This is a genomic window from Pseudomonas sp. GW822-FHT03F04 (assembly GCF_058801405.1).
In genome coordinates this window covers 509685-521132 of the sequence record NZ_JBXANF010000004.1, presented here as the reverse complement: position 1 = coordinate 521132, position 11448 = coordinate 509685, and the positions used below count along the sequence as shown (strand labels likewise).

Below are 11448 nucleotides of genomic sequence, written 5' to 3'. Positions count from 1 at the left end.
ATCTCGTCCTTAAACCGGCATCTGCATGATGTCTTGATAAGCCTGAACCAGTTTGTTGCGCACCTGGGTCAGAGCCTGGAACGACACGCTGGCCTTCTGCGAGGAAATCATCACGTCCGTCAAATCGACGCCGCTCTTGCCGATTTCGAACGCGTTGGCCAATTGGCTCGAAGCCTGTTGGGTATCGTTCACTTTGTTGATGGCCTGACCGAGCATGTCGGAAAAGCTGCTGCCCGCCACTTCTGGGACGGCGGCAGTCGATTTCGGCTTCGACATGGCGTCCATTTGCATGGCCTTCATGTCCGTCATCAACCGATTAATTTCAATACCTTGGCTCATGGTCTACTCTCTTGGGCGGCCCGCAATTTTTTGACACTCACTCGGCGGGTACTCAGGTGTTAGCAACAACGGTGCCAGCTCACGGGCACCGCTTCGAGAAATGCGTTTTCAAACGTTTGCGCCACCCGTCAGGTGGCGAACAGATACCCTTCGACGTCCATCCCGGCATCGCGCATTTGCGCCAGTTTGTAGCGCAACGTACGCGGGCTGATACCGAGTTTTTCGGCGGCTTCCTTGCGTCGTCCGCGCTCGGTGCGCAGGGTGTCGATGATCATCTGGAACTCACGACGACGCAGGTCATCGCCCAGCGCCCCGGCCGAATCCGCCTCGATATCGACTTCACGAATGACTGGCGCAGTCGGCACTGCCACCGGCAACGGGGCGAACAGCGCAGGGCCCGAGAGGCAGAAATCCTGCGGCTGGATCAGGCCGCCCTGCTGCAGAATCAACGCCCGCTGGACCGCGTTATCCAGCTCGCGCACGTTGCCCGGCCATGGATAACCGATCAGGCACGCCTGCGCCTCGGGCGAGAACTTCGCCATTGCATGCTTCATTTTATTGACGTGTTTGGCCAAAAGACGCTCGGCCAGCGGCAGGATATCGGCGGTCCGCTCACGCAGCGGACGCCAGGCCAACGGAAAAACCGACAGACGATAGTAGAGGTCTTCACGGAACCGCCCCGCCGCCACTTCGCCGGCCAGATCACGGTTGGTGGTCGCGACCACACGGATATCGAGGGTGATCGGCTTGCGCGCGCCGACCCGCTCCACCTCGCGCTCCTGCAGCACCCGCAGCAGCTTGGCCTGCAAGCCCAGAGGCATTTCGGAAATTTCGTCGAGCAGAATGGTGCCACCGTCGGCCTGTTCGAACTTGCCGGCCTGCGCCGCGATGGCGCCGGTGAACGAACCCTTCTCGTGACCGAACAGTGTCGCTTCGAGCATGTTGTCCGGGATCGCCGCGCAGTTGATCGCAATGAATGGCTGACGGGCACGATGGGACTGCTGGTGAATGTAGCGCGCCAGCACTTCCTTGCCGGTGCCGGACTCGCCGGAAATCAACACGGTGGAATCACTGCGCGCCACCCGCGCTGCCAGATCCAGCAACTGCGCACTGGCCGGCTCGACCGCGATCGGCCCTTCCGCGTCGGCTGCACCGAGATTGCCCAAGGCATGGCGCGCGACCAGGTCCAGCAACGCCTTGGGCTCGAATGGCTTGACCAGATAATCCGCCGCGCCCTGACGCATGGCATCGACCGCGCGTTCGACGGCACCGTGAGCCGTCATCAGCAGCACCGGCAATTGCGGCTGGCGGGCGCGCAGCAGACCGAGCAACTGATGACCGTCCATGCCCGGCATATTGACGTCGCTGACCACCAGGCTGAACGCCTCGCACTCCACTGCCTTCAGCGCCTCCTCGGCCGAACCCACTGCGTGATAATCGTGGCCGGCCAGCAACAACGTATCGGCCAGCGCCTCGCGCAATGAACGGTCATCCTCGACCAGCAGAACCTTGATGCCCATGACCTTCACTCAGCTCCCTGTACAGCGGAAAACATCGGCAGGATCACCTGCGCGCACGTGCCGCGCCCGACCCGCGAGCGCAGCTGCAATTGTCCCTGATGAGCACGGGCCACGGCCTTGACCACGGTCAGGCCCAGGCCGGTGCCGGTGACCTTGGTGGTGAAAAACGGCTCGCCCAGCCGCGCCAGCACCGCCGGTTCGATACCGCCACCGTTGTCACTGACGCACAGGCGCAGGGTGTTGTCGCGGGTGTAGCAATGCACTTTCAGGCGCACGTCACCGCCACTGGCCTGAATCGCGTTTTCAATCAGATTGAGGATGGCTCCGACCAGCGTATCGCGATTGCACAGCAACTCACCGGCATGGCTGTCGCACTGCCAGCGAATTGGCAGATCCTGCACATGGGTCAGCGCGGCGGCCTGCAACGACTGCATCAGGGCATTGGGCGTGATGCGGTCGGTCAGCGGCAATTCACCGCGAGCGAACACCAGCATGTCGCGCACCTGATGCTCCAGCTCATGCAGACGCTCTTTGAGACGCCCGGCAAAACGTTGTTGAGTGGCGACCGGCAGCGCCTGTTCGGTCAAATGACTGGCATACAGCAGCGCGGCGGAAAGCGGCGTGCGAATCTGATGAGCCAGCGAGGCGACCATGCGCCCCAACGACGACAGCCGCTCGTGGCGTGCGAGCTGATCCTGCAAGTGACGGGTTTCAGTCAGGTCGTTGAGCAGCACCAATTGCCCGGGCTCCGCATCCAGCGAGCGGGTGGCAATCGACAGGCGCCGACCGTTTCTCAGGGAGATTTCATGACCATCGTCTTCACGGGGCGCGAAGCAGCGCGCGATGACATGGCGCCACAGCTCGCCCTGGAGGGGTAAACCGAGCAGATCGATGGCAGCCGGATTGGCCTCGCACACGATGCCGTGACCGTCGATGACGATGACGCCACCGGGCAACAGATCGAGGAGATTTTGCAGACGGTTGGCCAGACGTTCTTTTTCCGCCAGCTCCTGCATGCGCTGGGCGCTGACCACGGCCAACTCGCCCTTGAGCTCGGTGACCCGCGCTTCAAGCATGCTGTAGGAATCGGTCAGTTGACTCGACATCTGGTTGAACAGCGCGAACGCCTGCTCAAGACCCTGCCGACTGGCCTGCTCTACGGACGGCAGTTGCCCCGAGGACTCGGGAACAGAAGACATCTGGGAGGCTTGGGGCATTGTGCTCTCTCGCTTGGCTGACCGTCAGTTAAACGGAACGTTGCGAGGGACGTAGCAATACCCGTGCCTAAAAAAAACTGCTTATAAATGAAGCAGTTGAAAAACAGGCGTCAATCATCCGCCTGCTCATCACCTTCACGTCGGCTCATGCCGTACTTGCGCATCTTTTCCACCAGCGTGGTGCGGCGGATGCGCAGGCGCTCAGCGGCACGGGCCACGATACCGTTGGCATCGTCCAGTGCCTGCTGGATCAGCCCCTGCTCCAGACCACCGAGGTAGTCCTTCAGATCAAGGCCTTCCGGCGGCAGCATGGCGTTGGCGGTGAAGTCCGGCGTGTGGCCGTTGATTGCCACGCGCTCTTCCAGATCGCTGCGCAGGCTGTCGACCATTTGCTCGTCTTCGTCGTCGACGTAGCGGAATTTCTTCGGCAGTTCGACCACACCGATCACCCCGTACGGGTGCATGATCGCCATGCGCTCCACCAGGTTGGCCAGCTCGCGAACGTTGCCCGGCCAGCCATGGCGGCACAGGGACATGATGGCGGCGGAGTTGAAACGGATCGAACCGCGCTTCTCATGCTCCATCCGCGAAATCAGTTCGTTCATCAACAGCGGAATGTCTTCGACGCGCTCACGCAGCGGCGCCATCTCGATCGGGAACACGTTCAGGCGATAGTAGAGGTCTTCGCGGAAGGTGCCGATCTCGATCATGCTTTCGAGATTCTTGTGGGTCGCGGCGATGATGCGCACGTCGACGCTCTGGGTCTTGTTGCTGCCCACGCGCTCGAAGGTGCGCTCCTGCAGCACGCGCAGCAGCTTGACCTGCATCGGCAGCGGCATGTCGCCAATTTCATCAAGGAACAGCGTACCGCCATTGGCCAGTTCGAAGCGGCCGGCGCGGCTGGTGATTGCGCCGGTGAAGGCGCCCTTCTCGTGGCCGAACAGCTCGCTTTCCAGCAGCTCTGCCGGGATCGCCCCGCAGTTGACCGGCACGAACGGCGCGTCACGACGCTTGGAATGGTAATGCAGGTTGCGCGCAACCACTTCCTTGCCGGTGCCGGACTCGCCGAGGATCAGCACGCTGGCGTCGGTGTCGGCCACCTGCTGCATCATCTGGCGCACATGCTGGATCGCCCGGCTGGTGCCGACGAGACTGCGGAACAGGTTGGGTTCGCGATGACGGCCGCGCTCACGGGCCTGGTCGTACATTTCGCGATAGACCTGGGCACGGTGCAGGGAGTCCAGCAGTTTGCTGTAGCTCGGCGGCATTTCGAGGGTCGAAAGTACCCGGCGGCGCTGGTCTTCGGGCAAGTCCACCGAAGAATTATCGCCCATCAGCAAAACCGGAAGGAACTCATCCCAGGTTGAGAGTGTCTTTAACAGGCCCAAGAGCGCACCAGGAGCATTGACCGTCCCGATCAGTACGCAAATGACCTCACGACTAGACGACAAAGAGCCGACTGCCTGCTGCCAGTCATGGCTTCCGCAGGGTAAATTTTCTTCGCCAAGAAAATTTAAAATCACCGCCAGGTCGCGGCGGCGGACGCTATCGTCATCGATCAGCAGAATTTTGGTTTCACGCCACATGCAATAGCAACTTCCCTAGTCAACTCAATGCCCGAAACGAGGGGCAAGCGAGACGCTTGCAGGACACCTTGTGCCTGTAGACGCCTGAAATCTGAAAACAGCCACTAGTTAAGTCAAAAAACCGTGCACAGTCAAATTTATGGCGCACATGTCTGGATTAACTGAGGGTTAATTAACCAAACAGATGGTAAACCTTTGCCGCGCTCTGCGCTTGGGTGATCTGCGACATCTCGTCGACTATCGCCTGACGCTCACCCATGGCGACCTCAAGAAGCTGCTTGTAGACATGTAGCAACTCCTCAAGATTGTCACGCAGTGCCACTTCATCCAGCGAAGCTTCACTCAAGACATCTTCCATGCAGGAACGGCAATCGAGATCCAATTGACCGATGGCCTCCCAGTTGCGCTCGGCCAGGGCACCGACCAACGCCTCTCGGGTTTCTTCGATTCGCTGCAATACAAGACTCATGGTGATCTCCTTAGAACTGAGGAGCGGGCGTAGGAGCGATCGCGTCCCAGCCTTCTTTTACCGTGCTCAGCAAGCCGGCGACCTCGTCCAGAATACGCGGATCGCTGCTGATGTTCGCCTCGGCAAGACGCTTCATCATGTAGATATACAGGCCATCCAGATCAGCCAGCGTGTCCGCGGACTTTTCCAGGTCCAGGCCCTCACGCAGACCACTGACGATCCCGATCGCCTTGCTGATCGACGTGCACTTGGCTGGAATATCCTTGCGCTCGATCGCACCCTTGGCCTGAGCGATGCGGTCCAGACCGCCTTCCATCAGCATTTGCACCAGTCGGTGAGGGCTCGCTTCGGACGTCTGAGCGTGGGCGCCAACTTTCTGGTATTGCCGAAGGGCTAACATCGGATTCATGTTCTACCTCATTTGCCACAATGACTCGTATGAACAGTGTATCGCCTGCGAGTCGAAAAACTTTAGACCATAAGACAAAAACCCGGCACACGCGCGAAAGCGTAGCCGGGTTTTTGTCGCGCTTGCATGTTACTTCGCAGATTGCTGAGCGTTCAGCGAGCTGAAGAACGAAGTAATGTTGCTCGCCGTGGCCTTCATCTGCCCTACCAGCAAGTCCATGGCGTTGTACTTGGCAGTCAACGTCTTGGTCAGGTTGGCGACCCGCAGGTCCAGCGCCAGTTGCTGGTTGGTAAGGTTCCTGGTGTTGTTGTTCAGGATCGTCATGCGCTGATCAAGCAGACCCGTAGTGGTCTTGCCATCAGCCGATGGCTTGAGATACGGATCCACCGCCTTGCTCATGCGCGTCAACAGACCATTGGTGTCGTTGGTGCCGGTGAACATGTCCTGGACCTTGCCGGTCATGCCTGGCGTGGACATGACCTTGTTGAACGCAACGGTATCGAACGTCAGGTTACCGGTGAGCTTGTCGGTCATGACACCCATCTGCGACAGATAGGCCATCGAGGTGCCCGCCGTGGCGCTCGGAGCAGTCAACTGCGCACGAATGTCAGCAATCAGCGAACGCGGCAGGGAATCACCGGTGAACGCCGCCTGAACGGTCAGCTTGCCATTTTCGTCCGGCGTTGCCTTGGACAGCGTATCGATGGTGCTCTTCAGGGTGTTGTAGGCGTCGACGAAAGACTGAACGGACGTCTGCAAACCCTTGGTGTTGGCATCAACGGTTACCGTAACCGGTGTTCCGGCCGTAGCAGGAACAGTCAGCAGGTTCATCGTCAAACCGCTGATGGCGCCAGTGACCGTGTTGCTCTTGCTGCTTACCTGAAGACCGTCGATGGTCAGCTGCGCATCCTGTGCCAGGCCATTGACCGAGCCGGAGGCACCTGGTGCCGGGGTCGCCCCCATCGGCTGGGTACCATCGATCTCAAGACCGGCAATACCGCTGACTGTCAGATCAGAACCCGCACCCGTCTTGCTCGAACTGATCACCAGACGCGAAGATCCGGAGCTGTCGGTCACGATGTTCGCGGAAATACCATTGACAGCCTGAGCCGAGTTGATTGCATCGCGAGTGCTCTGCAAAGTCGCGTTCGCCGGGATCGCGACATTGTAATCAGTGCCATTCTGACTGATTTTCAGGGTACCACTCGGAATGGCACTGGCAGCACCACCGGCAAAGGATGCACTGGCTACTTTCGAGCCTGTGGCCAGTTTCTGCACAACTACGCTGTATGTACCCGATACTGCGGTGTTATCCGAAGTCACGCCCAGAACAGTCGGAGTCGCCGACGTGGCGGTGTAACCGGAAAACGCAGGGTTGGTCTTGCTGCCCAGGTTGGCCATCGCCGTCTGGAATGTCGTCAGCGCACTCTTCAGCGTACCGATACCGGAGATCTTCAGCGTGTTGGTTTTGGTCGTGGCATCGATCTGCGTCTGCTTCGGCGACTTGTCGGCATTGACCAGCGCAGTAACGATCGCACCAATGTCCAGGCCGGAGCCCAGGCCCGTACCCGGTAAAATTGGACTTGCCATGTGCATCTCCCTTGGGGTTGTTGCCAGTCTTTTGACCCTTGTCGGCGCCTAAAGAACTTCAAACACTATTCATGCCAGCTATCAGACTTTGGCGTCGAACAACACGTGACTCGCGTTGGCGAGGCTGTCTGCCAGCTTCAGCGCTTCTGCGGAGGGGATCTGTCGTACGACCTCGCCCGTCTCGCTTGCAATCACCTTGACGATGACTTTCCCGGAATGCTCGTCAATCGAGAATTCCAGATTGCGCTTGATCGACTGTACGAACTTTTCGATCTCCTGCACCGCCAGCTTCAATTTGCTTTCATCCGTTTCCTGACTGTCTTTCACGGCAGTAACGGCGTCAGCAGCCTGCGGCTTCGCTTCCGAGGGCTTGTCAGTGACAGTATTGGCTGGCTTGGGAGCCGGATAAGTCACGTTAAGCTTTACGCTCATGTCCATGCTCATCACCTCCTAACGTGAAAAAGCGAGAGAGCACGACAAGCGCACTCCCCCGCCAAAACTCATTCCGAAATTACTGAAGCAGCTTCAGTACAGCGGAAGGCAGTTGGTTGGCTTGAGCCAGAACAGAGGTCGAAGCCTGTTGCAGGGTTTGCTGCTTGGTCAGGTTAGCAGTCTCTGCGGCGAAGTCGGTATCTTGTACGCGACCTTGTGCAGCAGTGGTGTTCTCGGTGATGTTCTGCAAGTTCTGGATGGTGCTGGTCAGACGGTTTTGCGAAGCACCCAGAGCGGCGCGAGTGGCGTTGATGTTCGCAATTGCAGCGTCGATCGCGGTGATCGCGTTGTCGATGTTCGAAGCGGCGGCAGCCGAAGTAGCACCGGTCAGAACAACAGTACCGCTACCTACCGACAGGCTGACGGCGTCGAACTTGCCGCTCAGTACCAGGTCGATGTGGTTGGCGGAGCCAGTGTTGGCGCCAACTTGCAGGGTCACAGTACCAGCCGAACCGTCCAGCAGGTTTTTGCCGTTCAGGTTGGTAGCAGCCGAGATACGGGTGATTTCGTCAGACATCTGAGCGAATTCAGCGTTGGTTGCGGTCTGGTCAGCAGTGCCGTTGGTACCGTTACGAGCTTTAACAGCCAGTTCACGCATACGCTGCAGGATGTCGGTCGAAGCTTGCAGAGCGCCTTCAGCGGTCTGAGCAACGGAGATACCGTCGTTGGCGTTCTGGATCGCCTGAGTGTTACCACGGATCTGCGAGGACATACGGGTAGCGATTTGCAGGCCAGCAGCGTCGTCTTTAGCGCTGTTGATTTTCAGGCCGGAAGACAGGCGCTGCATCGAAGTCGACAGAGCGTCGGAGGCGCGGTTCAGGTTCTTCTGAACGTTCAACGACGTGGTGTTAGTGTTTACTGTTAAAGCCATGACGAATTCCTCGTTGGTTGGGTACTGCGGCTTCCGGCCCTGGCAACCGCCGGGTATGGCCTAGAGAACCTTCGTAATAGTTATCGTCGGGTTTGCAGGTTGCTTGAGGGCTTTTTTGAAAATTTTTGCCATCACCCTGCCACCCCCCTGAAAACAAAGACTTAGCAGCACTTTACCTGCGAAAAAATGACGCCATAAAACCGTCCGCCGCGCAAACCTGCGGGCCAGCGCTGTCGGCTTTCCTCAAGCCGCAGAACTTTCCAGCAACCGGATCAACTCGTACTCCATGAAGTCGGCAAGCCCGAGCCAGTCCTGACGCTCCTGGCAATCGAGCATTTGTGTGAGCAGGTGCGCCCACGACTGCTGGATATCCGACGAGGCGGACACCAGCAACTGCTGCGCCCCCTCGAACACATCGACCATGTCCAGCGCCGCTTCGACATCACGCCCCAGGCGAAACAGGCCGGCACACCGCCGGCATTCGTCGACACAGCCTTGCAGCGCACTCATTGCACGAACTCCTGGTTGAAGCGCGTCCCGGCGATCAACGCACCTGCGCGACTACTGTTGAAAAACTCGACTTGGGGCTGGCTGGCGATGTAACGCTCCAGCACACACAGATAGCCGCGGAAATTGAGCTGCGTACTGACGCGCTCGCCGAAGCCGTCACGCACCCAGTGCCGTGCCTGGTTCACCGACGGCCCCAGATCACCATCACGCCAGCCGGCGTGGGTCTTGTTCATCGGAAACGCGAAGTCGGCACCGAACAGGGTGATCCGCGCCGCCCCCATCTTCACCGCCAGATCCACCGCCGGATGAATCACACTGCCGCCCACATGCAGCAGCGCCCGTGGATGTTGCTCTCGCAACGCCGCATAGACCGGGCTGAGCGAATAGCCGCCGTAACGCTTGCCCTTCCAGGCCCTCAATACCTCAGGGTCGCTCATGGGCAGATACACCAGCGGGATGCCGTCGGATTCTTCGAAAGGCAAATGCCGAAAGCTGATGCGCTGATCGATGCTCACCACATAGTCGGGCACGATCCCGTGCTCGCGCAGCGGTCGGTAAGCGGTATCCACGCAAATGAACAGCGGGCGCTCGTCGCGCTCACGGATCGCTGCGAGTCGCTCGAAATGCTGCTCAAGCGTCGGCCCGGTGCCGATCACGTAGACTTCCCGGCCGGCACAAGTACCGAACAATTGCGCCACATCATCGTCAGCCAGCAGCACCGGCAGGCAGTCCTGCAGACGCTGCAAAATGAAGGGCGAATGCGGATCGAACTCACGATTGTTGAAACTCAGGTGCACCTCGCTGACCAGCCGATCACGAATCTTCGCGTTGAAGTCATCGGCCAGCAGCATTTCAGTCGGCAAGGCAAAAAACGGCGTGCAGATGTCCGTCAGGTCTCCGGCGTACAGAAGCTCTACCCGCGCCTCTTCCAGCCACTGCCGCTGATCGATCAGTTGCAACACCAGGGCGAACAGCGCGCCATTGAGAATGTGAACATACAGTCGCTCAAGCCCGGCGCGCTCCAGCAGTACCGCCGGTAAATCCCCGAGACCGGTGCCGTAGACGTGCAGTTGCGGCTTGTCCGCCGGCAGGCTGGCGGCCTGGATCCGGGCTTCGTGGAGGCGGTCATGGCGACTGGTGAGCTGAATCCCGCCGATGCTCAGCGTCGAACCGAGCCCCTGCGTCAGCTCGGCTTCGATCGCCGAACTGTCTTCGTTCATCAACCGTGCGAACAGTGCCGGCCAGCGTCGCTCGATGACTTCAGCGTTGGCTTGGAAGAATTCGCTCATGGTGCCTCACGCTCCATTCAGGCAAAAAAATAGCGTTCAAGGTTAACCCTTGAACGCTATTTTTGTATCCGTCGTTTTTAGCCGTTTCAAGGACGATAGATAATCGCCGAACCCCACGACAGACCGACGCCGAAACCACTGATCGCAATGCGCTGCCAGTCGGAATCCAGCACGTGTTTTTCCAGCAGCAGCGGAACGCTGGACGACACGGTGTTACCGGTCTCGACCATGTCCTTGATGAACTTCTCCGGCTCGCCTTCGAAGCGTCGTGCCACGGCATCGACAATCGCCGCGCTGCCCTGGTGAATGCAGAATGCATCGATGTCATCGGCCTTGAGGCCGGAATCGTCGAGCAACTCATGCAAGTGCGCCGGGACTTTCAGCAGCGCAAAGTTGAACACCTGACGACCGTTCATGAAGAACACGCCATCGGTGACTTTCAGGTGCGGCGCACCGGAACCGTCGGTGCCGAACTTGGCCTTGCCCAGCGCCCAGGCCGGATTTTCGCCCATCCACGTCGCGGTAGCGGCATCGCCGAACAGCATGGTGGTGTTGCGGTCTTCCGGGTCGACGATCTTCGAATACGGGTCGGCGGTGATCAGCAGGCCGTTCTTCAGGCCGGCGGCTTCCATGAAGCCCTTGATCGCGTAGATGCCATAGACGTAACCGGAGCAACCCAGGGAAATATCGAACGCGGCGACGTTGGTCGGCAGGCCGAGCTTGTCCTGGACGATCGCAGCGGTGTGCGGCAAGCCTTCTTCGTCACCATTCTGGGTGACGACGATCAGTGCATCGATGGATTCACGTTTCAGTTCAGGGTTGTTGGCAAACAGCGCATTGGCCGCTTCAACGCACAGATCGGAGGTTTCCTGTTCCGCGTCTTTACGTGGGAGGAAGGCCGAACCGATCTTGCCGAGGATGAATTCTTCATCCTTCTCGAATTTTGCACCTTGTGCGTAATTGTCCACGCCGGCTACAGGAACGTAGCTCGCAATGCTTTTTATGCCAATCATTACGGCTTCCCAATAATAAACAGCCCAATACCACCGCTCGCAAGGATTTCGAGGGGCGCCGACAAACAGAAAACGGCCGCCACAAAGGGCAGCCACGGGGAGCGCAAAGGGCTATCACTGCAACCGATAACGGGCCAGGCGCC

Annotated in this window: 12 protein-coding genes; all 12 read right to left on the bottom strand. The window is 59.1% G+C overall.

Annotation, left to right across the window (positions count from 1 at the left end; genetic code table 11):
• Positions 1 to 9: 9 nt before the first annotated feature.
• A complete protein-coding gene (gene fliE / locus AC1RMX_RS12050; RefSeq protein WP_096822182.1) occupies positions 10 to 339 on the bottom strand; it encodes a flagellar hook-basal body complex protein FliE in 330 nt (109 codons plus the stop codon).
• Between the two features lie 128 nt (positions 340 to 467).
• Entirely contained in the window at positions 468 to 1859 is a 1392-nt protein-coding gene (locus AC1RMX_RS12045; protein WP_493072014.1) for a sigma-54-dependent transcriptional regulator, read from the bottom strand.
• A gap of 5 nt (positions 1860 to 1864) precedes the next feature.
• Positions 1865 to 3076: a sensor histidine kinase gene (locus AC1RMX_RS12040; protein ID WP_102620337.1), complete on the bottom strand. Its 1212-nt coding sequence runs from the start codon at positions 3074 to 3076 to the stop codon at positions 1865 to 1867.
• A gap of 110 nt (positions 3077 to 3186) precedes the next feature.
• Positions 3187 to 4662, bottom strand: coding sequence for a sigma-54 dependent transcriptional regulator (locus AC1RMX_RS12035; RefSeq protein WP_003222863.1), 1476 nt, complete (start codon positions 4660 to 4662; stop codon positions 3187 to 3189).
• Between the two features lie 172 nt (positions 4663 to 4834).
• On the bottom strand, positions 4835 to 5131 hold the full coding sequence (fliT, locus tag AC1RMX_RS12030) for a flagellar protein FliT (RefSeq protein WP_096822185.1): 297 nt from the start codon (positions 5129 to 5131) through the stop codon (positions 4835 to 4837).
• Positions 5132 to 5141: 10 nt separating this feature from the next.
• The gene (gene fliS, locus AC1RMX_RS12025) at positions 5142 to 5540 is read right to left on the bottom strand and encodes a flagellar export chaperone FliS (protein WP_096822186.1); all 399 of its coding nucleotides are present in this window, start codon (positions 5538 to 5540) and stop codon (positions 5142 to 5144) included.
• A gap of 129 nt (positions 5541 to 5669) precedes the next feature.
• A complete protein-coding gene (gene fliD / locus AC1RMX_RS12020) occupies positions 5670 to 7130 on the bottom strand; it encodes a flagellar filament capping protein FliD (RefSeq protein WP_096822187.1) in 1461 nt (486 codons plus the stop codon).
• Between the two features lie 81 nt (positions 7131 to 7211).
• Positions 7212 to 7568, bottom strand: a complete 357-nt coding sequence (locus tag AC1RMX_RS12015; RefSeq protein ID WP_096822188.1) for a flagellar protein FlaG — start codon at positions 7566 to 7568, stop codon at positions 7212 to 7214.
• Between the two features lie 73 nt (positions 7569 to 7641).
• Complete coding sequence (locus AC1RMX_RS12010) at positions 7642 to 8493, bottom strand: flagellin domain-containing protein (protein ID WP_064594348.1); 852 nt, start codon at positions 8491 to 8493, stop codon at positions 7642 to 7644.
• A gap of 243 nt (positions 8494 to 8736) precedes the next feature.
• On the bottom strand, positions 8737 to 9003 hold the full coding sequence (locus tag AC1RMX_RS12005) for a hypothetical protein (protein ID WP_493072011.1): 267 nt from the start codon (positions 9001 to 9003) through the stop codon (positions 8737 to 8739).
• On the bottom strand, positions 9000 to 10292 hold the full coding sequence (locus AC1RMX_RS12000) for a motility associated factor glycosyltransferase family protein (protein ID WP_493072009.1): 1293 nt from the start codon (positions 10290 to 10292) through the stop codon (positions 9000 to 9002). The genes AC1RMX_RS12005 and AC1RMX_RS12000 overlap by 4 nt, the downstream gene beginning before the upstream one ends.
• An 86-nt stretch (positions 10293 to 10378) precedes the next feature.
• Positions 10379 to 11305 (bottom strand): ketoacyl-ACP synthase III, encoded by a 927-nt coding sequence (locus AC1RMX_RS11995; RefSeq protein WP_096822191.1) that lies wholly within the window; start codon positions 11303 to 11305, stop codon positions 10379 to 10381.
• Between the last annotated feature and the right edge of the window lie 143 nt (positions 11306 to 11448).